Genomic DNA, 23,182 nt, shown 5'->3' with positions numbered 1-23,182 from the left:
GCCTCACCCTACTAGGAGGATAAAATTATGAGTTTACAAGAGTTTCTGAATGCTAATCTGGTGGATGGGATCACTGATGAGGTAGCCGTTTCGCACCGCTTTGTGGACAAGGATAAGAAGCCCCTTTTGTTCACGATCAAGGCTATGACGGATGTGGAATTTAACGATCTGCGTAAAGCCTGCACCGCGATCAAGAAGGGACGTAAGGTTGAATTCGATTCACAGCGATTTAATTTGCAGACGGTTATTCGGCACACGGTGAATCCGAATTTCCGGGACGCCGAGAGCCTGAAAAAGCTCGGCTGTGCTAGCGCCGAAGAATATGTGCAGAAGGTCTTGCTGGCAGGGGAGATTGCCACCTTGTCACAGAAGATTAGCTCGCTCAGCGGATTTGATATTGAAATGGAAGATTTAGTCGATGAGGCAAAAAACTAATTAAGGAGGACTCTGACGCCAGTTATGCATACTACGTCCTCCACCAATTAAAAAAATGGCCTAGTGAATTTATGAATCTGCCGATCCGGGAGAAAGCTTTTGTCATAGCAGCCATCAACGAAAAAGTTGAGAAGGAGAAGCGGGAACGGAACAAGCCGAAGCCAAAAGGGAAGAAAAAATAATCTCCTGAGAAATTTACCCTGTGGTAGAATATAGGAAAAACGGATCAGGAGGGCTTCGGCAGATGGGATTGTTTCGAAGGAAAAAAGCGGATCGATTCACAGCAACGCTGTATCATGTGATTGGCTTACCTTTAGCAGAAAACACAATTTGTCAATTAAATGTGGTATCTGACAAACTGACTATTGTCAGCGGTAGTTCTGAATTCAACTTGAATTTGAATCAGCTCAGGGCGGCTGATTATAAAATGGATGTGGAAATATCACAAATTGTTGAAAGTAGCGCCTTAAAAGGGGTGGCTGGAGGTTTGCTTTTCGGTCCAGTTGGCGCGATTATTGGATCTATGCCAAGCAGTAAAGAGAAAAGAGCAGTAACGGGTTATTTAATCCTGAATTATCTTAAATCCAACGGAGAATTGGCGTCATTGCTATTTTCAGATGAAGCAAAATCTCTGGAAGCAGCAAGGTTTATTGATAATTTACGCCCCCTGCTCCCAGTCCTGGAAAAACAAACATACGAATTGTAAAAAACGAAGTCGCCCGAGTGGCGGCTTCTTTTTGTGTGAAAGAGGTGAATTGATTGCCTACAGTAGCTGCAACGATACAGATGATGGACAGATTCAGTGCTCCGCTGCGGCGTGTTAATAATCAAGTTCAGGCTGCAATTAGCAGCTTGGAGCGTATGCGCCGCTTAGTGGAACGCCCCGTGAGAAATCTCAACATAAAGGTTCATGTTGACGACTCCGATGCTTTACGTACCGCATCTCGAATCCGCGGCCAAATCGAATCTCATCTCAGAGGGATTACGGCGCGTGTAGAGTTGCAGGTAAATGCTCAGCTAACAGGAGCTATGGGTAGCTTGGACTCGACTATGGAGCGGCTGCGCCTTGAAGTGCAGACGCTCATAGCGACACTCCAGAGTGGAGGAGGCCCAGGTCCTGGTCCTGGTCCCGGGGGCGGTGGGGACGGCGGGCTTATTTTTGGTGGCTTTGGCAAGTTGATGGGGCTGGCGGCTGGACTATTCGGCGGCGCGGCTCTAGTCAACGGCACCGTAGGGGGATCTGCAAGACAGCAGCAGATGCAGGGCAGCCTACAAGCTCAAACAGGTGTGGATCAGGGACAAGCCGCTGCCATGATGCAGGATGTAAACAGCATCTATGCTGCTGGCTGGGGCGAAACCCTTACTGGCATAAGTAATGACATGGCAACCGTCCGGCAGAACCTGAATGGCTTGTCTCAAGATGCGGCGACAGCTTTCACACAGTCGGCGTATGCTGTAGAGCGAGTAGCCAAAGGACAGACGGAAATCAGCGAGTTATCCAAAGTTACGCGTACGCTCATGGCCAACTTCAACGGGCTTGGTGAAACGCAGGCGCTTGATCTGATTACGACTGGGTTTCAAAAGGGCGGGAACTACGCTAATGACCTGCTGGATACAGTGAATGAATACGGTGTCCATTTTGCCGGACTTGGCATGAGCGCTGAGCAAATGTTTGCAACGCTGATTGCGGGGAGCCAACAAGGGGCCTGGAATCTGGACAAGGTCGGGGATAGCGTCAAGGAGAGCTTCATTAGAATGCAAGATTTGTCCGACACGAGCACTGGTGCATTCAAGGCACTCGGCCTTGATGCGAACAAGATGGCTACGAATATCGCTGCTGGCGGAGATAAGGCAAACCAAGCATTTCAGGCTACTCTCCTTGCCCTTGGAAATTTGGGCAGCGATTTGGACCGTAATACAATCGGCGTCCAACTCTTCGGAACGCAGTGGGAGGACATGGGAGATCGTGTAGTTCTGGCAATGAAGGCCGGAGAGAAAGGTCTGGAAGGCTTTGAAGGGGCGACAGCTCGTGCAGCTGAAGCACTGCAAAATAATTTTGGATTCCAGTTTGAGCAATTAAAGCGGAATTTTGCATTGGCGTTAGCTGGAGCAGGTGGCGCTGCTGCTGAAGCAATCGCACCGGCAATAGCCTGGCTGAATCAAGCGTTCGAGTCTGGGAGGTTCCAGCCGTTTTTTGACTCTCTCGCCACGGGACTCGACGTCATTTCTAAAATTGCTGGTGCTGCTATGTTTCTTGCGGGAATTATTCTAGAAAACTGGCCGTTGATCGCCCCGATTGTTTTAGCAATGGTTGGGGCACTCACTTTATACCAAATTGCTCTTGCAGGCGCGGCTCTTAAAACTGGATTTCTAGCTGCGACAGAACTTGTTTCGGCGGCTGCAAAGGCAGCCTTTACAGGAGCAACATTAGCTTCAGTTAGCGCCACAGCAGCTGCCACAGCAGCCCAGTGGGGCCTGAACGCAGCATTGCTGGCGAGTCCTATCACTTGGATCATACTTGCTATCGTGGCCCTGATCGCGCTGTTTTATCTTGTGATTGCAGCCATTAATAAATGGGCGGGTACATCTTTATCGGCGACGGGAATGATCGTCGGAGCGCTGGCCGTTGCTGGAGCCTTCATAGCCAATCTATTTCTTGGATTGCTGCAAATAGTGTTCGGCGTCATCGAGTTTTGGTATGGCTGGTTTCAGGCCATTGCCAACTTCCTCGGGAATGTGTTCAACGATCCAATTGGGGCGGTAATCAAATTGTTTGGCGATTTGGCGGACAATGTCCTGGGAGTATTGGAGCGTATCGCTAAAGCAATGGATACGATCTTCGGCAGCAACATGGCCGATACTGTAGCTGGATGGCGGGGAAGTCTCTCCTCCATGACTACCGTGGCAATGAAGAAATACGGAAATGGAAAGTACGAAGAAAAAGTCAAAGACCTGGACATTGACAGCATTGTCGGAGACCTGGGCAGATTTGACTACGGTAAGTCGTGGAACACCGGCTATAATTGGGGTGCTGGTTTAGGAGCAGACAGTGGTGGATCGGCTGCTAATGCCGCAGCAAAGGCTGCTGCGAAAGAGGCAGCTGCTGGAGCAGGAACTGGAGCCGGAGCCGGTATAGGTGCAGGTAACGGAAAATTGAATAGTATCGACAAAGTCGGAGAGGTCGGGAAGATAAAAGACACTGTAGATGTATCTTCTGAAGACTTGAAGACAATGCGCGAGTTGGCCGAAATGAAGGATATTCGGAATTTCGTTACCTTGCAGCCGTCCATCCAATTTACGGGTGCAAATAACTACAACAGCGGCTATGACGTAGACACGGTCATTAGCCGTATCGATGAATATCTTCAAACGGAACTGGCGTCTAACGCATCGGGGGTGTATGGCGTTGGTTGAGTATGGTATTTATCTAAGCTATAACAATCAGGAGGAAGGATTCCAGCTCCCCATTGTGCCAGGCAAAATTGAAATCAGTAGCGGAGGCAAAGGAAGCACCTATGACGTGTCCAAGCTGGGCGAGATCAATGTGATTAAAGACCCAGCGCTGAAGGAATACAGCTTTGAGAGCTTCTTCCCAGCCAGCCCGATGCCATTTACAAGCGGCACGGTATTTGAGCCGTCGTTTTATAAAGACTTAATCGAGAAGTGGATGGGGACCAAACGCCCTATCCGCTTTATTTTTGTTGGCTCGACCTTTGAGATCAACACACCTGCCAGTATAGAGCAATTCGACTGGTCGGAACAAAATGGCGCAGTTGGTGACATCTTTTTCAGCCTGAAGCTGAAGGAGTACAAGTTTTACTCTGCTCAAAAGGTCGTGGTACAGCAGACGACAGCTACCCGTGCAGGAAGCAATACGGTTGTAGCCAAGAAAAAGACACGCGCCGACAGCCGGAACAAGCTGAAGACGTACACTTTGAAGCCGGGAGATACTTTAATCGGCATTGCCCGTAAGGTGCTTGGTGATGATTCCAAATGGCGTGCCATTCAAGCGGCAAACAGCCTCACGGATGCGCAGCTCAAATCGCTGCCAGTGGGCAAAGTATTGAAAATGCCGACGTAGTTAGTAAGGAGGGAACCTATGGAGATATTACTGGATAACAAAAACGGGCGTGTGTGGGATGTGTCTCAGATCGTTTCGGATGCAACATGGACTACGAAGCGAATAGGCGCGGCTTCATCGTTTGAATTTACCATGATTAAAGGCGGGATCTACCAAGACCCGTCTTTTGCAATCAATAACGGCGATGTGATCCGGGTACGGGACGGAGAATGGAACATTTTTTACGGCTATGTATTTGAGATTAACGAGAGCAGGGACGAGAGTGTGAAGGTGAAATGCTACGATCAGATCCGCTATCTGATGAGCAATGACACTTATGTATTCAAGGGGATCAAGGCCAGCGATGTCGTGAGGCGGATTGCTGATGATTTTGGCCTAAAGACAGGAACGCTACAGGACACGGGGTATGTCATCCCTGTGATGATTGAAGATAACAAAAAGCTGCTCGATACCATCTGGAAGGCTCTCGATCTTACGCTAATCCACTCGGGACAGAACTTTATTTTCTTTGATGACTTCGGCAAGCTTATGGTTCGAAGGCTATCGGAGCTGAAGGCGAATATTGGTATTGGTGACGAAAGCCTGATGACCGATTTTGAGTATACCAGATCCATCGACACGGACACCTACACCAAAATCAAGATCGTTCAGAACAACAAGAAAACCGGGAAACGTGACGTTTACATCGCTCAGGACAGTGCCAATTCAGCCCGATGGGGGCAGTTGCAACTGTACCAGGTAGCTGATGAAAAACAGAATGCGGCACAAATCAATCAATTGCTGAGTCAGTTGGCCCAGCTCAAAAACCGCGAGACGCGTAGTCTGTCGCTCACAGCCATAGGCGTGCCTGGCATTCGAGCCGGTTCCTATATCCCTGTTGTGATCGAGGAGCTTGGCTTGAGCCAGTATTTCTGCGTAGACGAGTGCTCTCATAGTTTCGAAGGAGCAGTACACACGATGAAGCTTAAATTGGTGGTGGTTTGATGGCACTTTCTGACACATTAAAATCGTTGAGCAAAGCGACGAATGAGGCCGGGAGTCCCGTGGGTGTATATTACGGCACCGTGACAACCGCTGATCCGTTGTCCATCTTGATCGACCAGAAACTACCTTTGCCCAAGGAGGCGCTGGTACTGCTCAAGGGTGCAAGTTTCAAAGCAGGCGATTCTGTTGTCCTGCTGAGAGCTCAAGGCGGTAATCAGTATATTGTTTTGGGGGAGGTCGATTCTGAATGATTCCGACGGGTGCGGCACTCACTGAAGAGCATATCACAGAACAGCAGCAGCCAAGTTATACCTATCAAGTCGATTTTGCAAATAAACGAATAAGCGATCACGTTGACGGTCTGGAGGCAGTGAAGCAGGCCGTTATTTTAATATTGTCCACGGATCGCTTCCAGTATTTCATCTATACGGTGGACTATGGCATGGAACGTATCCCCATCGTAGGAGCATCACAGGCCATTGTCCGATCAGAGCTGCAAAGATGCGTGACAGAGGCGTTACTGCAGGATGACCGAATATCCGAGGTGATTAACTTCCGGCTGTCATTTAACGGAGATGAAGTATTAGTCACCTTTACCGTTGTGACGGAATTCGGTAATTTTGAACAGGAGGCGACATTCAATAATGTACGATGATCGAACCTTCGATAACATCATGGCGGAAATGCTTGCCACCGTCGATGACAGATACGATAAGCGTGAGGGAAGCATTATCTATAATGCTTTGGCTCCAGTGGCCAAAAAGCTAGCTGAAGTATTTTATGAGTTCAGTATAGACGTGAATCTCTTTTTTGCTGATACGTCCACAGGGGTTTACCTCTCACGTCGTACAGCAGAATACGGTGTTAACCGTCAGCAAGCAACCAAAGCAATCCGCATGGGCACGTTCTACGGTTCTGGTGATGTACTCGTTGATATTCCGCTGCAAACTCGGTATGCATTGAGCAATTCCAGTAACGAGGCTACCTATGTGGCTGTGCAAAAAATATCTACTGGCATATACCGCTTAGAATGTGAGACTCCTGGAGTCATTGGCAATCAGGAATTCGGGCAGCTCATTCCCATTACCTATGTAGCGGGTTTGGTTCGGGCTGAATTGTCTGATGTGCTTGTGCCCGGAGAGGAGGCAGAAGTGGATGAGGTATTGCGTAACAGGTACTACGATGCAATGAACGAACCAGCTTTTGGGGGAAATGTGGCGGATTATAAACAACGGGTTAACGCTTTACCTGGAGTCGGTGCAACAAAAGTCTATCCGGTCTGGCAAGGCGGCGGAACAGTAAAATGTACGATCATCGCATCTGACTATAACGCACCTTCTGCAGCACTTGTGGATGATGTACAAACCATCATTGATCCGATCGTCAACAGCGGCCAGGGGATGGGTCTTGCTCCTATCGATCATAAGGTCACAATAACTGGCGCGTCAAAGGTTACGATAAACGTTTCATCAATTATCACATTGGAAGCTGGGTCTTCTATCGGTTCTGTGCAGCCTGATGTCGAAGCTACGATTGCTGATTATTTACTAGCCTTAAGAAAAACGTGGGCAGACTCGGCTCCGATCATCGTAAGGACGGCTCAGATTGATGCCAGGATGTTGGATGTCAAAGGCATCATAGATGTAACCGATACGCAGATCAACGGTTCCACAGATAACCTGACGCTTACGAGCGACCAGATTCCGGTAATGGGGGCGGTGACGCTGAGTGAGTAATGAGTTATTGGAGTCCTTACCGCCTGAGCTCCAGGAGATTGAAGAATTTCAAGTCATTACGGAAGCGGAGTTACCACAGATGCGGAAGCTCACTGATATGGTGACTCAAATCAGGAACAACCAATTTATTATGACGTCCGATGCTCAGGCCATTAAACGCCGCGAACAAAGGCTAGGCATACAGGCGAATCCCACGACAGAATCACTGGATTTTAGGAAGATCCGTTTGATCAACCGAATGAGCACCAAGCCGCCGTTTACAGTCCGGTACTTGCAGCAGCAACTGGATAAGCTGGTGGGCGAGGGATTAACCATCGTCACGGTTGACTATGCAAACCGTGTCCTCTCTATCACGGCCAACATTGGCAATGCGCCAGTCTTCAGTGAGGTGGAGAGGACTGTGTCAGTGATCAAGCCGGCTAACATGGTGTATCAGCAGCAAACATCGATTGAAGACGCGATAGGAGTAGAGGAACGAATGTCCTATCGAACTCTGACGCGACGTACAAAATTAGGTTCATGGGGTATTGGTACGATACCCTTTGCGGAAGCTGGACCGGAGGTGATCATTAAATGATTGCACCAACACTATTGACTGATTTAGCAGAGGTTGTAAACGGTAAGATTGCTAAAGTTGTACTTAATGATGCTGTAGAATTAACCGATTTCAGCGTCAAGCGGGTTGATGGTTCTACCGTGGCCATGCAATACATCATTCCGGCTTCAAGTGTATCCTTGGTAACCAATATAAAGCTGAAATCGAGCGCAGATGAAACGCTCACAGATAACAATGTTCATGTGCCGATCACCTCAGATACATTGTTGCTGCACACGCTGCCTATAAAGGAGGTCTAACATGCCTTACAACGGTAAAACAGATTGGAAATACAGTGATACGGTCACCGAAAATGATATGAACCGTATTGAACAGGGGATTGAAGATGCATTCACAGAAATTGATAACATCCATATCCCGGATGCAAGTTTAACAGAAAAAGGTATCGTCCGACTCAGCGCAGATTACAAGTCACAATCTGCTACGACTGTGCCGAATAGCAAGGCCCTTTTTGACCTTTACAACATTGTGCCAGTAGATAGAGGTAAAATGTTTCAAAGTAATTTTAACTTTGCTCTAGGCATAGGTGTATGGCGTGTTGATTTTGCGTCTCTTAATCCAGCCACAGACAATAGTCCAGTGGGAGCAAATCCCAAGGGTGTACTTTTCGTCTCATCCGTTAACGTGACGGAAGGACTAGCCCTCATCCAAAAGTACGTAGATGACACCGGGAGCATTTACAATCGGGTCAGAACAGTAGCTGGTGCATGGCTGCCTTGGGTTGAGTTAGCTACCAAAACATTCGCGCAACGAAATTTAAGGCTTGAAAGAGCCATTGAAATTGGCGCAGATGTTACCGGGGCTGGCCCGGCGTTCTTCGACTTCCACACGAGCGGAAATGCAATTGATTACGACTCGCGAATTATTGCCGAAGGCGGCACAACTGCCACTGGTAACGGTAAAATCACTATCCAAGCCGCGACTACAGCGCTAACCGGGAAGGTCGAAACATCCGGTCAAGTGTGGGTCGCTAAAAATACGCAATTCGGATCATCATCCGCTCTATCCTTGCCAATAGGTGATGGAGATACGGGTCTTAATTGGTTCGGTGACGGCGGGGTTGACTTTTACTCAAACAATTCAAAGGTTGCTGCTTTATCTGATGGCGTTTTTAAGTATTACGAAGCTGACGGTAGCTGGAAAGTGCTACGCGATGAGATAAACAATTTAAAGCAATCTGTCGTTGATGGAAAGGGTGTCATTGCTGGCGCTATCAACGGCAAGGGTGGGCATGTATCAGCCAGCAACACTCACGCAGAACTGGCGGCAGCAATAACGGGATTGCCTGTAAAGAGGTTTGCAAGCGGCACGTTCAACGGTCAGACAGCTTCGGCCACTGGCTGGAGGCAAGATGTAACTATGCAGCTATCCGTCAACTCTATGGGTTTTACTCCTTCGAAAGTATATGTTCATGTGAAACTAGATGAAACAGAGGGCACGCTTTGGTTAGATGCTTGGATTCCTTGTTCGACTTCGGCCCAAGGAACCCTACGGGGTAGAATGAACAACACCATTGCTTTACGCGGATTCGTACAACAATCAGGCGGGTTCACAGCTACCTTGGCAGGTAGCTATATAAATGACTATGCTGGGGGTAGTCCCATTAGTAGAATAACAGCCTATGAATGGGAAGCTTACGAATAAAGTTTAACCGACACGCTCAATGTGAGGCGTGTTTTTTAATGCCCCCGGAGTGGTCAGGGGCTTTTCATTTTGACAAAGGTCAGGAAATTTGTCCTGACCTATAGAGACGGGGGAGCAGAATGGATTTTTCAGCAATATTGGCTATTGTAGCTACTGCAAGTGGAATAGCATTAGGCTGGATTGGTAGGACACGATCATATAAACAGGACATCACGCAGGAAGCGTCTGCCGATGCTGTGCAACGTGCAGATGTGGACTACATCAAGCGCGGCGTGGATGATATTCGTTTAGATCAGCGAGCGCAAGGCCAACGAATAGATATGCTGTCTGAGCGCGTTACACGGGTAGAGGAATCTTCCAAGCAATCGCACAAGCGACTTGACCGTTTGGAAGAATAATAGAACGAGAGAGGATGATTTATATGGATTGGAACACTGTATGGTCGTTAATCGACCCCAAATTATTAATCGTTGTGGCGGTGTGCTGGGTTATCGGTATCGGAATTAAGCAAACACCTAAAGTGCCGGACTGGAGCATTGTATATATCGTCACTGCTGTAGCTGTGATCCTGACGGTCTGGATGGTAGGCTGGGGACCACAGGCAGTGATCCAGGGGGTGTTAGCTGGGGCATTTGCTGTCTACGGCAATCAACTGGTCAAGCAAACAAAGAAGGGAGCTGACAAGTAATGCGGAAGATATCGAAAGCGGGACTCGCGTTAATTAAAAACTTCGAGGGCTGTCGCCTCACAGCGTACAAGCCTGTGCCAACAGAGAAATATTGGACAATTGGCTGGGGTCACTACGGCCCGGATGTTAAGCAGGGTATGACCTTAACACAAGCCAAGGCAGACGCTATGTTGGTCGCTGACCTTGCCAAATACGAGGCTTACGTCAACGATAAGGCGTATGTGCCTGTGGAACTTAATCAAAACCAATTTGATGCCTTGGTCAGCTTCTGCTACAACTGTGGAGTTGGTAATTTGCGCAGCCTTTGTAAAGGCCGCACAGTCGCGCAGATTGCCGTCAGTATCACCAAATACGACAAGGCTGGCGGTAAGGTTCTGGCGGGTCTGACACGGCGCAGAGCGGCGGAGTTAGCCTTGTATAACAAACCGGATGCGGCAAAGGGGGGCAATGAAAAGATGGAAAAGGCAAATGTAATCCTATACGGCAAGCCCATCACGGACGTTGTGATGATTAACGGTAAGACGTATGTTGCGGTGCGGGATGTGGGCGAGGCATTGGGCGCTGCTGTTGTGTGGGATAGTAAGACTAATACGGCTACAGTAAGCAAGTAAGACAAATCCCCGCTAACCTTAACCTGGTTGGCGGGGATTTTTATACTAATGAAAATATTAAACCACAATTAGCAATTCAACCTATTCAATGACATTTCCACTATAGAATGTTCCTGTTTTAGATATACGTTTACTCCAATATTCATCGCCTGCTACTCTAGTCGTTAATGTACCATTCCAAGTTATAGTCCGTTTGTATTTTGCTGAAGAATCAATTATTGGAGACTCGGGACTCCATGTTGCAAATGCAGCTGCACCAACTAATGAGCTGGTAGCTGTTGTTTGTGTAATAAAACCAGTAGATGATTCATATTTTAAATCAACATAGCCTTTAACAGTGTATATCCCTCCTCCAAACTCGTACAACATAACCTCAAAATTTTTAGTTGCAATAGCTTGGGGAGTGATTGATTGCTCTTGAAAATCAGCTTTTTCGCCTACTTCTTTTATATCGCTTGGATTTATGATAGTAGAATCCTTCGAAGATTCATTTGTTGGAGGTCCGTATATGTAAGCAGCTATAGCAGCCATTTCATCAACAGTATCTGCGTTTAATGCAGGGGTTTTGTCAGCGGTGTCAATTCCTTGGCCCAATAGGGACTGTTTACTTTGTGATTCCAATCCAAAAGCGTTCAAAACTTCTCCTTTGCTCTTATATACACCTTTGTACTTATCAAAATATTCTTGTGGTACCACATTATGCACATCAACAATATTGTTTTCGGTGTTTGATGTGCTACTAGCGAAGGAGACAGATGACAAAATTGACAAGTTCAACGCTAAAATAAGACCTAGAAACAATGAAATTTTTGACTTCATTTTCAAAACCTCCTAAAATATATATAGAATATAGTTACATTTTCCATTCTATAGCAAAAATTTTCCTTTTTCAAGATGTTTTTTAGGGGAGGTGTTATTATGGCTTTTGATTTAATACCGTTTATACTTAATATGTTAATTATCCTTATTTCTATTGCGGGTGGAATATTGTTAATTGGAACATTGTATAGGGGATACGTACTTTTAGGAATACTTCTTGCTGAGAAAAAGAATAAGAACAACAACACTGAGAAAAAAATATAGAGAATCACACTCTCCGTTGACTGCAAAGGTTAGCGAGAGTGTTTTTTTTTGTTTCATTTCATGCCAAAAATTGAATACTTATATTAGTTGCATAGTATATTGACAACTGTTAAATTATGGACAACAATAGAATGCAATAATAAAAAGTTTTGGAATTTCTGTGTGGAAGGTGGATATGACATGAAGCATACACCTACGATTAGAGCAGAATTAGACAGATTCCTACAACAAGAAGGATTGAGTTTAACACAATTTGGTCATATTGCGGATATGAATAGGGGAGCAGTAAGTGCTATCGTGACAGGAAACAAGCCTTTGTCTGTTAACCAACTGGATCGAATTACTGAGGCTATGGGTTTACCGGAAGGTCACTTTTATGGCTTGTTCATAGAAAACTACATCATCGACCATCCTCCGAATATGAGACGAATCGAGCCATTTTTGTTTCGCTGTGCGGAGTTGGACAAGCTGGATGCGATCCGTCGAGTGGTGGGAGCTATCATGGACAATCTACTATATTCACCCAAGCTATTTGAAATTGCAGAAGAATTGTTGGCGCAGGGACGACATGAGGCTGCGCTACTGCTCTATGAAGGGGTAGCTGAAGCGGAGAAATATCAACACTCTGAACGCTTGGCAGTCTGTCAATATCGTATATTCACGATTCAGATTGGAGACGATCAAAGCCAAAATGTTAGTGCAGCAGCCGTTTTTGAAGCCTTTGTTGAGCGTTTGGATGAAATAGACCAGCTTGACGCATTGAAGGATCTGGCAAACGTATATAGGTCATTACGCAAATGGGACAAGGTTGACGAAATGGCAAGGCAAATGAGAGCTAAAGCAGAGATCCAATATTCGATCATCCATAACGAGAAACGCAAGGATGGAACGCAAGAAAAGAAAACAAGAGGGCCATTATTTGGTTACATTGCTTATGCTGACCTGTTGTGCGCTAGTGTTTGTGAAGCCCGGGGCGATTATCAACAAGCTCTACAATATACATACGCCTATGCGAATTTAGATTGGGTCAAAGAGACTGATGAAGATACTCAACACTGGGTAAACTTGTTCAGTCAGTGGGCAGAAGGTAATACGTATGTAAATAAACTTTTATCTGGAGACATTAGTGTGCTGAACGACTATGTCGATTATATCGCTGCATCAACAGAAACGACTGAAAAAGAAATAGTTACCAAACTGTTAAATGTTATGATGGCGGCTAATCGTTATAAGCTGGATGTGAATAATGCACTTGAACGTTTTGAAACGATTATTGACTCTTTTGTGCAACAGGAGTCGTTAGAGTTTGATATGTATACGAAACAAGTAATACCAGAACAATTTGCGCGTTTTGGCTACGAATTAGCTTATTATTATTTGCATCTGGGGAAGTATAGTGATGGCTTTAAAAATTTGATGTATGCAATGGTAAAGTCGCATATAATAAATAATGAAACTTACTTTATAAACTGCATGGGGCTGTTTATGCGATTCCAAGTTCACGCTACTCCTGCAAGCAAAACAGAGTTTTCTAATCTAATTGAAAAGGTGTGGTTGAGTAATGTTGAAAAAAACGGCATTGCTAGTAGTTGCGGCTAGTTTCCTGTTTATTGTTACTATACCTATTCAGTCACATGTTGCAGAAATCCAACTTTATGATCAAATCGGGGGATTCTAAAGCAAGGAAAAGCTCTGCTAACCTTAATTGGTCGGCAGAGTTTTTTTCGTTGCTCAGTTTGAATTTGAGTAGATGTGATAAAACAAAAGCCTTCCTTAACGGAGGGCTTTTGTTTTGGACGCTGTGATATGGCAATCACAACAACTCAATTGTAAGTACGACAAGACACAAAATCAAGCCCCATGTTCTCCAAGTTAGATTCCAAAAACTCTATTCCCTTCACAGTAATACTTATCGACAATAAATATTATTATTAGAATATTCCGTGACTATCAGGAGTGATTGAACCAGACCCTGTGTTAATGGGCGGTGTGAGGATGATCAAACCTAATACGATTGTCAAAGTAATAAATACCTTTTTCATTTTTCAGTTCCCCTTCCAAGATTTTTTTAAAGATCAGGGCATAACTGTCAAGGTGAGACGGGGTGGCGAAACCTCTAAACGCCTCGAATAGAGCTACACACCGTTTGAAGTATTTACCATCTTCTATTTTAATGGAGGATTCCAATGCCTGTAGCAAACATTTTAATGCATCGACGAACTTATCTTTTCTTAGGTGATACAGGGCTAAATGATAAGAATAGTCAATAAATTGAAAAATATTTCCGTAATCCTCTAGTTCTGCGAATGATGCACTATGCTGATTCATGGATGCTAATTCAGGATCAATGTCCCACTCATACTGTAAGGCTGCTTCGACGATTGAGACATGGGCCGGAAGCCAATCGTCTTCCGGGGATATTTCCAAAAATCTTATATACTCGGGTATAATATGTTTGTTACCTTCAAACATTTTTAATTCGTATTGGTTTAATTTAGCTAAAAGTTTAAAGTTCTCTACTACCTCAAGCCCATCCTTATCCAACCCGTTAAACCAACCTAACTCAGAGTATTTTTCAATACAGTCCTGGGTGGCTGTGTAATTTTGCATCTTTAGATGTGCTACACCACGCATTAGGTGGCTGTAACCGTAGTAAAATACCAGAGGTTGTTTTAATTCTTTACTATGTAAATTCTCATCTATGTTGTTAAATGTTGCATCATATTTTGACTTGGCACACATATACAGATGCTCTGTCAACCTTAGAAGTCTTTCCCAATCTTCTGATGTATAACACATCCTGATGTAATGTACGATTGCGTCTAAATCTTCAACATTAAGCAGGTCTTTTTCAATAGCGTCCACTTCCATTCCGAAATCCTCCTTTTCTGATTTACCGCATAATCCCACAATATAGAACTATTTACCATATGTCAATTACGTATGTACGGTACAACAGATGGCCTGATCACGCCCTTGTGATTCTAGAGGTATGGGTTTAACAAAAAGAGCTGGGGAGACGATCCTCCTGCTCTTTTTAATGAACAAAATAAAAAGCCCTCAACATGAGGACTTGTGGTATAATCTGGATTGGACAACGGGTGGGGGTCACGGCGCAGCTTCCCGAAAGGGGGTGACGCCATGACTGCATTTGGTGTGCTTTATTTGATCTTAAAATTAACTGCCACGCTGCTAAGTCTCTGGTTTAGTGGACGCAAGTTTTATCGATGGATCAGGTCAAAGCGCAACAAACGAAAAACCCACCGCTAGGTTTGCCGCCTTGGTGGGTTTTGCTGTGATATTGCAGTGCGCGCCGTGAGGCACATCGTTGTTCAGGGGGAGTGTAGCGACTCCCCTTATTTATATTCTTATGTTACCACACTGAAACTATACAGGCAATGGGATTGCCTTTGTTGTCTATAGTCAAATATTATCTTAGAGATACCGAGCCTTGGAGCATTCCGAGGTTTGTTTTTTTCTCGTATTTTATTGCAGAGACTTTTTCAGTGGCCTCGATTAGTTCAGGGAGTTTGATTAAAATCAGCATCCGTTTTCTCTTGAAACTTTTAGCAATAAGGCATCCAAGAGGATGTTAACTAGACCATCATTATCTTTAGTCTGGAACACATTATCATCGAGTATGACGATCCAGCCGCCCCTTGGCAAACTCTTAATTTCTACAGAGTCTTCAAGGTAGAGAGCATCTAGCAATTGACCAACTGTAAACAATGGTAGAAATGATTCATTCCAATCTAATTCTCCGTTGGCAGTAATAATAGCGTAGCTACCGTCCTTGCCTTCAGTAGATACAACTGTGTGGAGGGTATCTGTTTCGACATCGTAAATAATATCGGCTTGTTCAGGATCGTTTAAAAATGCACTCCCGCTGATCGCTTTTACTTGCTCCTTGCTGAGTGCCTGTATATCTTCTTTACTTAGTCTTTGTTTGAAGTATTTCATGTTGGCCATCCTTCCAAATGAGATACTTCCAGTATTATCAAAAGGGGGGCTTTTTGTAAATAGAAAGAAATCATTTATTGGACCGGAAAAGAGTAAAATTAAAAGGCTTCTTGATGAAGCTACAGCTTATACGTAACATGCAGGGTTTTTAAAAGTGTAAGTTCGCCTCCATTTGAGTAAGACAAGAAAGCCATCAGCCAGTGATTCTGGTTGGTGGCTTTTTATTATGGCTCTAGTAATTGAGTTGAAGAGGTTTTACACAACTTGTAGCTTAAAGGTGTCTCTAAGTGTTCCGGTTGCTTTTTCTTTCACCTTTAAAAGCAACTCAAGAGTTCATCTGCTTTTCTTTTAGAAAAAGTATTGACACGGATAGAAAAATATTATATCTTTATATCAAGATAAATAAATTAAAGATAAAACAACAGCAAATTATGAACAGGGAGGTATATACATGATTACAATTTTAGAAAGAATTAATCAGCTCGCAAAAAAAGCAAAAGAAATCGGATTAACTGAAATTGAAAAAACGGAACAAACGGATCTTCGCAAAGAATACCTTCAAATCTTCCGGGGTTCTGTACAGAGCATTCTCTTGAACGCTACGATTTATGATCCGAATGGAGACGATGTTACGCCTGAAAAACTAAAAAAAGAACAGGCTCAAATCGCTAAACAATGAATTTAATTTTATTTAATATCTCTAATTTAATAATCTTAAAATAATATAATATGGAGAGTGATTTTTATGTTGGCAAGTGGATTGTTACTGATACGTTTGGTGGTTGGATTGTTATTGGTAGGGCACGGAGCTCAGAAGCTTTTTGGTTGGTTTGGCGGTTACGGTCCAAAAGGTACCGGCGGTTGGATGGAATCGATCGGCATTAAGCCCGGGGTGTTCATGGCAGTGGCTGCTGGGGTGATGGAATTGTTGGGAGGAGCTCTATTTACTGTAGGATTGCTCACTCCACTGGCTGCATTGTTGATTACGGCGACTATGCTCGGAGCGATTTTTAAAGTACATGGTCCAAACGGGATCTGGGCCACAGCTAATGGCTATGAATATCCGCTAGTTCTTATTGCAGTCGTAATTGGTATTGCGTTGACAGGGGCAGGTTCATATTCCATTGATGCATTACTTAGATAAAACATGATGTTTAGGTCATTAAAAGTCATCAACAACAAAAAATAAAGGTTCCTACGATTAAAGGAGGGTTTTATATGTCACTTCAAACTACAGGTATCCATCATATTACAGCTTTTGCTGGTAATCCGCAGGAAAATGTCGACTTCTATGCCGGCGTCCTGGGGCTTCGGTTAGTGAAGAAAACAATCAACTTCGATGCTCCTGAGGTTTACCACTTGTACTTTGGCAACGAGGCAGGAAGTCCTGGAACAATCATTACTTTTTTTCCTGCGCCAGGAACTCCTAAAGGACGAATCGGAGGTGGCCAGGTGGGTATAACCACGTATGTGGTACCCCCAGGTTCACTTGATTTTTGGCAGCACCGTTTGGAAAGCTTTGATATTCAAGTTACGAAAACGAGCCGTTTTTCTGAACAATATCTTCAATTCGAGGATAATGAGGGTCTACGTCTTGAGCTTGTCGAACGTGAAGCGGGAGCGAATAGTACTTGGTCTTACGGTGGCATTTCGGCCGATAAAGCAATTAAGGGGTTTGGAGGTGCCGTGCTATTTAGCGTCAACCCACAGAAAACAATGGATGCATTGGAGAGCATACTCGGATTTACGAAAATCGCTGAAGACGCTGAATATGCCCGTTATCAGTCCGTAGGAGAAATTGGCAACATCGTAGATGTACCGCTCGTCAAAATGGATTTAGGATTTGGTGGAGCAGGCACGGTACATCACATTGCATGGCGTGCAAAAGATTTCGAACAACATGAAGAATGGAGAAGCGCAGTCCAGCATTATGGCTATCAGCCGACTCCAATCATAGACCGCCAATATTTTAATGCGATATATTTCAGAGAAGCAGGCGGCATCCTATTTGAAATTGCAACAGATCCACCGGGATTTGCTAATAATGAACCTGTTGAATCTTTGGGGCAGAAATTAATGCTGCCAGAGTGGTATGAACCCCAGCGGGCTCAAATCGAGGCGAATCTGCATCCTATTAAAGTGAGAACATTAACGGAAAAACAAAAGTAAGAAAAAGTTGCATATGACTCTTCCATAAGACAGCTTGCCGAGTTTGGCCTGCTCTCATATGGAGGAGTCTTTTTATTACGGGAAAAATTCATGTGTCTCGTGCCCTTCCGGCCTCTTGCTATTCCACCAGCTTTTCAGACTTCACCAGCATTTCTCGTAACACGTGAGCGACTCGACTTTTCCGGTTCGCTGCTTTCCTTTTTATCAAGTGTAATGATTTTTTGTATGCATGAGTATTGCTTTGATCGTAGAACTGCTTGGCTGCAATGCGTAGTGTTCTTCTTAATAACAGTGCTGATGAGCGTGTTAACCTAGAGCGGAATCCCCTGCGCAATACCCGCAATGTATTTTTGTAGGTCTCAAAATCCTCGGATGGAGGGATAAGGGCGAATAAATTTAACGAGGAGTCATTGAATCCGTAGGTTTCATACATGATTCTCAGATTTTCCGTATTTAACACGTTACCTCTGAGATAGGTGGGATGTTCCTGATGGTATCCGACCACTTCTTTGATGCAATAAAAAGGAATCTTCAAGCGATGCAGTCTATAGCCAAGGTCCCAGTCCTCGAGTCCATAGAGCACAAACCTTTCATTGAAACCTCCAATACGAATCAAGTGGCTGCGTCTGATGGCTACACAACGAGTAACCAGCAGCATCCAGGGAGCTACGTCTGTTGAGGCAAATTGTTTCTGCGTATTGGGAGGAACCCTTGTGGGACTAACTACTTTAGACAGTGCACCCGTTTGGTGAAGGATATCTTCTGGGGTTATGATCGGAGTAATTTCGTTCGCTGCTTCATAGTCAGCATTCCATAAGTTGGACTGCGTAAGTATGTTGCGACATTGTTCTTTTTCTTCAGGAGAAAAGTCAGGGTAATAATGGGTAAAAGCATCGTCCCACGAGTGAGGAATGCCTGAAAGCACGGACTTGGGATATTTACGGTGATAACGGCTCACGATCCTAATAAATTCCGGTAATACTACAAAGTCAGCGTCGCAGAAGATGATGTATAGCCCTTTTGCACGGCGCAGCCCCAAATTTCGAACGGCAGATCGACCGCGTTGTTCCTGATGAGACACATAGATAAGAGGATAGGATACTTTGAAGCCTTCGACCATTTCTTTCGTTCCATCTGTAGAACCGTCATCAGCTACAATGACTTCGAATAGTTGCTTTGGATAGGTTTGTGTCTCAAATGAAGCGAGTGTAAGCAACAATTGCTGGACTCGATTATAGGTTGGAATGATGACGCTGTAGCGGATAGCCAATATGATCTCCCCCCCCATTAATCTTATTAGAAAAACGTATGAACAAGATAAATAATAACAATGTATTCAAGGATTTTAGCCTGGTCTAGTCAAACATCCCTCAAGGCTCGAAACAGGCTTGGTCTTATTGCGGAAGTAAAGGTGGGGGTTCTGTATTTTCTGCTGATTTAAAGGTACATTCCGTGGTGTTATGTATATGTAATCATGGTATTATACATAGAGATGTAAAGTAAAAGCGAGGACGCTTCCTATTCGTTGAAGGCCCACTCAGCTACAGAAACAAACAAGAGATGAAATGGGCAAGTTATGGTAAACTATATGGAGTTATAGAAGACCTGAAAGAGGAGTACTATATGACACAATTTGTCTATAAGCAAATTATTGACGATCTCAAGATGAAAATCTTTGCGGGAAAGTTTGCAGATATGAGATTGCCAGATGAACGTAGTCTTAGTGAGACTTACCAGGTTAGTCGTAGTTCAATTAAACGTGCTCTGACTAAAATGGAGAATGTCGGAATTATTTTCAAAAAACAAGGTTCCGGGACATTTATTAATCCATTATACATAAGAAATGAATCTATCTTTAACTACGAAGGCTCTAATCTAGGGGTCACTGATAATTTTCAAATGCATGGTAAAAAGCCTAAAATCAAAGTACTGAGTTTTGAGGTCATTCCGCCAACAGAAGAATTACAGCGTGATTTGTTCTTGGAGACTCATGATTTTGTTTACAAAATTGTCCGCTTGCGTCTATTTGATGATGATCCTTTTATGATTGAAACAGGCTATATCCCCATTAAAATCGTCCAGAATTTAAATCAGACCATTATCGAGGGATCTATTTTTAATTATTTGGAAGACTCGCGGAACTTGGCCGTCACCAAATCTTTTTTATCCATTTTTGCAGAACCGTCCCAAGAGAATGATCAAAAGCTGCTACATTTAAATGAAAATGAGCCTGTAGGGATTATGGAAGGTGTGTTCTTTTTAGATAACGGTACGCCGTTTGAGTTTTCTCATATGCGATTTCATTACAAATATTTGAAATTTAATACCTTTGTATCGGTACACTAATGATAAGACTGGAGAATTCTCCGGTCTTTTTTTTATGGTTTTGAAAAAAAGGATCGGAGCCTGCGATCACCTCGTTTATTACAAATTTTATTGGTTTATACTTCTATATATTTTAATGTAAGAGCTTTTTTACTGTCTTTTTAATTTATATTTCATAGTATGTTCAAAATTTCACAAAATTGGACCGTATCACTTGTGAAAAAGGTTGAATTTAATCGGCGCGGCGTTATGATGTACATGTAGATGAAATTTCCGGAAATAAATTACAAACAATACTACTTAGGGAGTGGACACAATGTCGTTATCACCCGTGTTAGCAGATTATTCATCTAAAACATATTTAGAAAAACTTGATGCATATTGGCGTGCAACGAACTACATTTCGGTAGGTCAGCTTTATTTAAAAGATAATCCTTTGTTGAGAGAGCCTTTAAAAGATTCAGATGTGAAGGTTAAGCCTATTGGACACTGGGGCACAATTCCAGGACAAAACTTTATTTATGCACATCTAAATCGTGTTATTAATAAATATGATTTGAGCATGCTTTACATTGAAGGTCCTGGTCACGGTGGCCAGGTTATGGTCTCAAATTCTTATCTGGATGGAAGTTACACTGAAATCTATCCACAAATTACACAAGATATCCCAGGTATGAAGAAATTGTTCAAACAATTCTCTTTCCCTGGCGGTATTGCTTCACATGCTGCTCCTGAAACACCTGGATCTATCCATGAAGGTGGAGAATTAGGTTACTCCCTTTCTCATGGTGTAGGTGCCATTCTGGATAATCCTGATCTGATTTCGGCTGTTGTTATTGGTGATGGCGAAGCTGAAACGGGCCCATTAGCCGCTTCGTGGTTCTCTAACAGATTTATCAACCCCATCACAGATGGTGCAGTGCTACCAATCTTGCACTTGAATGGCTTTAAGATTAGTAACCCAACGATTATGTCTCGTCAATCAAAAGAAGAATTGACCTCATACTTTAAAGGTTTGGGTTGGGAGCCATTCTTTGTTGAAGGTGAAAATCCGGATCACATGCATTCAGAAATGGCGAAAGTATTGGATACGGCCATCGAGAAAATTGAAGCTATTCAAAAGAATGCGCGTGAAAATAATGACCTTACTCGTCCGGCGTGGCCGATGATTGTATTCCGTTCCCCTAAAGGCTGGACAGGTCCAAAGGAATGGGACGGCGTGCCGAATACAAATTCGTTCCGTGCCCATCAGGTTCCAATTCCAGTCGATCAAAAAAATATGCAGCACGCGCCTGCTTTATTAGAATGGCTGAATAGCTATAGACCAGAGGAATTGTTTGACGAAAACGGTCGTTTAAAACCTGAGCTTGCTGAAATTCTACCTACAGGTGATAAACGTATGGGAATGAACCCTGTTGCGAATGCGGGTAACCTCATTAAAGACTTGAAATTACCGGATTTCCGTAACTATGCGCTGGATAACTCCGTACCTGGTAAAGTGATTGCGCAAGATATGTCGGTTTTAGGGAAATACGTTAAAGATGTGGTTGTCTTAAATGAAGAAAATCGTAATTTCAGAATCTTCGGACCGGATGAAACGATGTCTAACCGCTTGGCACCTGTTTTTGAAGTAACCAAACGCCAATGGATGGACCAAATTATTGAACCTAATGATGAATTCTTATCATCCTATGGTCGCGTAATTGATTCTCAATTATCCGAACACCAAGCTGAAGGACTGCTGGAAGGTTATGTGTTAACAGGTCGTCATGGTTTCTTTGCAAGTTACGAAGCCTTCCTGCGTGTGGTTGACTCGATGATCACCCAACACTTTAAGTGGCTGCGTAAAGCAACGGATCAAGGATGGCGTGCAGATATCCCATCACTGAATGTCGTAGCAACTTCAACAGTGTTCCAACAGGATCATAATGGGTATACACACCAAGATCCAGGTTTGTTAGGTCATTTGGCTGATAAAAAACCAGAATTTATTCGGGAGTATCTTCCAGCTGATGCCAATTCCTTGTTGGCTGTTTTCGACACTATTTTAAACGACCGTCAAAAGATCAATTTGATTGTTTCGTCTAAACACCCACGTCCCCAATGGTTTAGTGCTGATGAAGCGAAAGAATTGGTGGATAAAGGGTTGAAGATCATTGACTGGGCAAGTACAGATCAAGGTGGAGAACCTGATCTTGTCATTGCTTCTGCGGGTACAGAGCCAACGATTGAAAGTTTAGCTGCGATTTCCATTTTGCATGAAAAACTGCCTGACTTGAAGATTCGGTACATCAACGTGGTAGATTTGCTGAAACTGAGAAGTCAAAAGCTAGACCCGCGTGGATTATCTGACACCGAGTTTGATCATTTTTTCACAAAGGATAAACCAGTAGTTTTCGCTTTCCATGGTTACGAAGGTCTGATCAAGGATTTGTTCTTTGATCGTTACAATCATAATTTGCATGTACATGGTTACCGTGAGAACGGCGATATTACGACACCATTTGATATGCGTGTATTGAATCAAATGGATCGTTTTGACTTAGTGAAGGAAGCTGTTCTAAACTTACCTGACGCTGGGAAGTACACCAACATTGTGGATGAAATGGATGCTACGGTTAAGAAACATCATCAATTCATTCGCGAAGAGGGTATTGACTTGCCAGAGGTAGAGAACTGGGTATGGAAAGGCTTGAAATAAAAATTAAGACGCTTCAACTTTGTGTTGGACAACCAAGCAATTAAGTATGAAGTGAAATATATGATTTGGTAGTGGTACAAGTGCCTGACCCCTTGACTTCAAGTATGATTTCAATGGGGATCAGGCGTTTTTTGATTTAGCACACAGAG

General features: G+C 43.8%; 25 protein-coding genes. 21 read left to right on the top strand and 4 right to left on the bottom strand.

Annotated features, from left to right (window positions below):
• Positions 1 to 27: 27 nt before the first annotated feature.
• The 14 genes from AC5ELV_RS23485 to AC5ELV_RS23420 all read left to right on the top strand — a co-directional run bounded on the left by AC5ELV_RS23485 (position 28) and on the right by AC5ELV_RS23420 (position 10,795).
• Entirely contained in the window at positions 28 to 435 is a 408-nt protein-coding gene (locus tag AC5ELV_RS23485) for a phage tail assembly chaperone (protein WP_493432118.1), read from the top strand.
• 244 nt (positions 436 to 679) lie between these two features.
• On the top strand, positions 680 to 1,141 hold the full coding sequence (locus tag AC5ELV_RS23480) for a hypothetical protein (RefSeq protein WP_493432117.1): 462 nt from the start codon (positions 680 to 682) through the stop codon (positions 1,139 to 1,141).
• A 53-nt stretch (positions 1,142 to 1,194) separates the two neighbouring features.
• On the top strand, positions 1,195 to 3,849 hold the full coding sequence (locus tag AC5ELV_RS23475; protein WP_493432116.1) for a phage tail tape measure protein: 2,655 nt from the start codon (positions 1,195 to 1,197) through the stop codon (positions 3,847 to 3,849).
• Positions 3,836 to 4,516, top strand: coding sequence for a LysM peptidoglycan-binding domain-containing protein (locus AC5ELV_RS23470; protein ID WP_493432115.1), 681 nt, complete (start codon positions 3,836 to 3,838; stop codon positions 4,514 to 4,516). The genes AC5ELV_RS23475 and AC5ELV_RS23470 overlap by 14 nt, the downstream gene beginning before the upstream one ends.
• A gap of 18 nt (positions 4,517 to 4,534) precedes the next feature.
• Positions 4,535 to 5,500: an XkdQ/YqbQ family protein gene (locus AC5ELV_RS23465; RefSeq protein ID WP_493432114.1), complete on the top strand. Its 966-nt coding sequence runs from the start codon at positions 4,535 to 4,537 to the stop codon at positions 5,498 to 5,500.
• A complete protein-coding gene (locus AC5ELV_RS23460) occupies positions 5,500 to 5,751 on the top strand; it encodes a DUF2577 domain-containing protein (RefSeq protein WP_328802033.1) in 252 nt (83 codons plus the stop codon). The genes AC5ELV_RS23465 and AC5ELV_RS23460 overlap by 1 nt, the downstream gene beginning before the upstream one ends.
• Positions 5,748 to 6,155 (top strand): DUF2634 domain-containing protein, encoded by a 408-nt coding sequence (locus tag AC5ELV_RS23455; protein WP_493432113.1) that lies wholly within the window; start codon positions 5,748 to 5,750, stop codon positions 6,153 to 6,155. The genes AC5ELV_RS23460 and AC5ELV_RS23455 overlap by 4 nt, the downstream gene beginning before the upstream one ends.
• On the top strand, positions 6,145 to 7,236 hold the full coding sequence (locus tag AC5ELV_RS23450; RefSeq protein WP_493432112.1) for a baseplate J/gp47 family protein: 1,092 nt from the start codon (positions 6,145 to 6,147) through the stop codon (positions 7,234 to 7,236). Before AC5ELV_RS23455 ends, AC5ELV_RS23450 begins: the two co-directional genes overlap by 11 nt.
• Positions 7,229 to 7,813 (top strand): putative phage tail protein, encoded by a 585-nt coding sequence (locus tag AC5ELV_RS23445; protein ID WP_493432111.1) that lies wholly within the window; start codon positions 7,229 to 7,231, stop codon positions 7,811 to 7,813. Before AC5ELV_RS23450 ends, AC5ELV_RS23445 begins: the two co-directional genes overlap by 8 nt.
• A complete protein-coding gene (locus AC5ELV_RS23440; protein ID WP_493432110.1) occupies positions 7,810 to 8,091 on the top strand; it encodes a ketopantoate hydroxymethyltransferase in 282 nt (93 codons plus the stop codon). Before AC5ELV_RS23445 ends, AC5ELV_RS23440 begins: the two co-directional genes overlap by 4 nt.
• Before the next feature lies 1 nt (position 8,092).
• The gene (locus AC5ELV_RS23435; RefSeq protein WP_493432109.1) at positions 8,093 to 9,496 is read left to right on the top strand and encodes a hypothetical protein; all 1,404 of its coding nucleotides are present in this window, start codon (positions 8,093 to 8,095) and stop codon (positions 9,494 to 9,496) included.
• Between the two features lie 119 nt (positions 9,497 to 9,615).
• Complete coding sequence (locus AC5ELV_RS23430) at positions 9,616 to 9,894, top strand: hypothetical protein (RefSeq protein WP_493432108.1); 279 nt, start codon at positions 9,616 to 9,618, stop codon at positions 9,892 to 9,894.
• A gap of 23 nt (positions 9,895 to 9,917) precedes the next feature.
• On the top strand, positions 9,918 to 10,184 hold the full coding sequence (locus AC5ELV_RS23425; RefSeq protein WP_493432107.1) for a phage holin family protein: 267 nt from the start codon (positions 9,918 to 9,920) through the stop codon (positions 10,182 to 10,184).
• Entirely contained in the window at positions 10,184 to 10,795 is a 612-nt protein-coding gene (locus AC5ELV_RS23420; protein ID WP_493432106.1) for a glycoside hydrolase family protein, read from the top strand. The genes AC5ELV_RS23425 and AC5ELV_RS23420 overlap by 1 nt, the downstream gene beginning before the upstream one ends.
• Before the next feature lie 81 nt (positions 10,796 to 10,876).
• On the opposite strand, the gene AC5ELV_RS23415 is transcribed toward AC5ELV_RS23420, so the two are convergent.
• Positions 10,877 to 11,614, bottom strand: a complete 738-nt coding sequence (locus AC5ELV_RS23415; protein WP_493432105.1) for a hypothetical protein — start codon at positions 11,612 to 11,614, stop codon at positions 10,877 to 10,879.
• 99 nt (positions 11,615 to 11,713) lie between these two features.
• Between AC5ELV_RS23415 and AC5ELV_RS23410 the strand changes: the two genes are divergently transcribed.
• Together AC5ELV_RS23410 and AC5ELV_RS23405 are read left to right on the top strand one after the other, a co-directional pair.
• Positions 11,714 to 11,878, top strand: a complete 165-nt coding sequence (locus AC5ELV_RS23410) for a hypothetical protein (RefSeq protein WP_493432104.1) — start codon at positions 11,714 to 11,716, stop codon at positions 11,876 to 11,878.
• A gap of 180 nt (positions 11,879 to 12,058) precedes the next feature.
• A complete protein-coding gene (locus tag AC5ELV_RS23405) occupies positions 12,059 to 13,477 on the top strand; it encodes a transcriptional regulator (protein ID WP_493432103.1) in 1,419 nt (472 codons plus the stop codon).
• A 378-nt stretch (positions 13,478 to 13,855) separates the two neighbouring features.
• Here the strand turns inward: AC5ELV_RS23405 and AC5ELV_RS23400 are convergent, their stop codons facing one another.
• Positions 13,856 to 14,749, bottom strand: coding sequence for a hypothetical protein (locus tag AC5ELV_RS23400; RefSeq protein ID WP_493432102.1), 894 nt, complete (start codon positions 14,747 to 14,749; stop codon positions 13,856 to 13,858).
• A 669-nt stretch (positions 14,750 to 15,418) separates the two neighbouring features.
• Positions 15,419 to 15,838 (bottom strand): hypothetical protein, encoded by a 420-nt coding sequence (locus tag AC5ELV_RS23395; RefSeq protein WP_493432101.1) that lies wholly within the window; start codon positions 15,836 to 15,838, stop codon positions 15,419 to 15,421.
• Positions 15,839 to 16,289: 451 nt separating this feature from the next.
• On the opposite strand from AC5ELV_RS23395, the gene AC5ELV_RS23390 reads away from it, so the two are divergent.
• From AC5ELV_RS23390 to AC5ELV_RS23380, 3 genes are all read left to right on the top strand, one after another.
• Positions 16,290 to 16,517 carry a DUF896 domain-containing protein gene (locus AC5ELV_RS23390; protein ID WP_493432100.1) on the top strand — a complete coding sequence of 76 codons (228 nt, stop codon included), beginning with the start codon at positions 16,290 to 16,292 and terminating at the stop codon, positions 16,515 to 16,517.
• 66 nt (positions 16,518 to 16,583) lie between these two features.
• Positions 16,584 to 16,982, top strand: coding sequence for a DoxX family protein (locus tag AC5ELV_RS23385; RefSeq protein WP_493432099.1), 399 nt, complete (start codon positions 16,584 to 16,586; stop codon positions 16,980 to 16,982).
• Positions 16,983 to 17,056: 74 nt separating this feature from the next.
• Complete coding sequence (locus AC5ELV_RS23380) at positions 17,057 to 18,007, top strand: ring-cleaving dioxygenase (protein ID WP_493432098.1); 951 nt, start codon at positions 17,057 to 17,059, stop codon at positions 18,005 to 18,007.
• Positions 18,008 to 18,125: 118 nt separating this feature from the next.
• On the opposite strand, the gene AC5ELV_RS23375 is transcribed toward AC5ELV_RS23380, so the two are convergent.
• Positions 18,126 to 19,277, bottom strand: coding sequence for a glycosyltransferase (locus AC5ELV_RS23375; protein ID WP_493432097.1), 1,152 nt, complete (start codon positions 19,275 to 19,277; stop codon positions 18,126 to 18,128).
• Positions 19,278 to 19,630: 353 nt separating this feature from the next.
• On the opposite strand from AC5ELV_RS23375, the gene AC5ELV_RS23370 reads away from it, so the two are divergent.
• Both AC5ELV_RS23370 and AC5ELV_RS23365 read left to right on the top strand, forming a co-directional pair.
• Positions 19,631 to 20,353 (top strand): GntR family transcriptional regulator, encoded by a 723-nt coding sequence (locus AC5ELV_RS23370; RefSeq protein WP_023986502.1) that lies wholly within the window; start codon positions 19,631 to 19,633, stop codon positions 20,351 to 20,353.
• Between the two features lie 295 nt (positions 20,354 to 20,648).
• Entirely contained in the window at positions 20,649 to 23,033 is a 2,385-nt protein-coding gene (locus tag AC5ELV_RS23365) for a phosphoketolase family protein (protein WP_493432096.1), read from the top strand.
• The last annotated feature ends 149 nt before the right edge of the window (positions 23,034 to 23,182 follow it).

Source organism: Paenibacillus sp. NMA1017 (genome assembly GCF_058895805.1).
This window is presented reverse-complemented; position numbering and strand designations above follow the sequence as displayed.

Coding starts and splice junctions, on each gene's coding strand:
- AC5ELV_RS23485 (WP_493432118.1), top strand. CDS start 28: ATGAGTTTACAAGAGTTTCTGAATGCTAATCTGGTGGATGGGATCACT.
- AC5ELV_RS23480 (WP_493432117.1), top strand. CDS start 680: ATGGGATTGTTTCGAAGGAAAAAAGCGGATCGATTCACAGCAACGCTG.
- AC5ELV_RS23470 (WP_493432115.1), top strand. CDS start 3,836: ATGGCGTTGGTTGAGTATGGTATTTATCTAAGCTATAACAATCAGGAG.
- AC5ELV_RS23465 (WP_493432114.1), top strand. CDS start 4,535: ATGGAGATATTACTGGATAACAAAAACGGGCGTGTGTGGGATGTGTCT.
- AC5ELV_RS23460 (WP_328802033.1), top strand. CDS start 5,500: ATGGCACTTTCTGACACATTAAAATCGTTGAGCAAAGCGACGAATGAG.
- AC5ELV_RS23455 (WP_493432113.1), top strand. CDS start 5,748: ATGATTCCGACGGGTGCGGCACTCACTGAAGAGCATATCACAGAACAG.
- AC5ELV_RS23450 (WP_493432112.1), top strand. CDS start 6,145: ATGTACGATGATCGAACCTTCGATAACATCATGGCGGAAATGCTTGCC.
- AC5ELV_RS23440 (WP_493432110.1), top strand. CDS start 7,810: ATGATTGCACCAACACTATTGACTGATTTAGCAGAGGTTGTAAACGGT.
- AC5ELV_RS23435 (WP_493432109.1), top strand. CDS start 8,093: ATGCCTTACAACGGTAAAACAGATTGGAAATACAGTGATACGGTCACC.
- AC5ELV_RS23430 (WP_493432108.1), top strand. CDS start 9,616: ATGGATTTTTCAGCAATATTGGCTATTGTAGCTACTGCAAGTGGAATA.
- AC5ELV_RS23425 (WP_493432107.1), top strand. CDS start 9,918: ATGGATTGGAACACTGTATGGTCGTTAATCGACCCCAAATTATTAATC.
- AC5ELV_RS23420 (WP_493432106.1), top strand. CDS start 10,184: ATGCGGAAGATATCGAAAGCGGGACTCGCGTTAATTAAAAACTTCGAG.
- AC5ELV_RS23415 (WP_493432105.1), bottom strand. CDS start 11,614: ATGAAGTCAAAAATTTCATTGTTTCTAGGTCTTATTTTAGCGTTGAAC.
- AC5ELV_RS23410 (WP_493432104.1), top strand. CDS start 11,714: ATGGCTTTTGATTTAATACCGTTTATACTTAATATGTTAATTATCCTT.
- AC5ELV_RS23405 (WP_493432103.1), top strand. CDS start 12,059: ATGAAGCATACACCTACGATTAGAGCAGAATTAGACAGATTCCTACAA.
- AC5ELV_RS23400 (WP_493432102.1), bottom strand. CDS start 14,749: ATGGAAGTGGACGCTATTGAAAAAGACCTGCTTAATGTTGAAGATTTA.
- AC5ELV_RS23395 (WP_493432101.1), bottom strand. CDS start 15,838: ATGAAATACTTCAAACAAAGACTAAGTAAAGAAGATATACAGGCACTC.
- AC5ELV_RS23390 (WP_493432100.1), top strand. CDS start 16,290: ATGATTACAATTTTAGAAAGAATTAATCAGCTCGCAAAAAAAGCAAAA.
- AC5ELV_RS23385 (WP_493432099.1), top strand. CDS start 16,584: ATGTTGGCAAGTGGATTGTTACTGATACGTTTGGTGGTTGGATTGTTA.
- AC5ELV_RS23380 (WP_493432098.1), top strand. CDS start 17,057: ATGTCACTTCAAACTACAGGTATCCATCATATTACAGCTTTTGCTGGT.
- AC5ELV_RS23370 (WP_023986502.1), top strand. CDS start 19,631: ATGACACAATTTGTCTATAAGCAAATTATTGACGATCTCAAGATGAAA.
- AC5ELV_RS23365 (WP_493432096.1), top strand. CDS start 20,649: ATGTCGTTATCACCCGTGTTAGCAGATTATTCATCTAAAACATATTTA.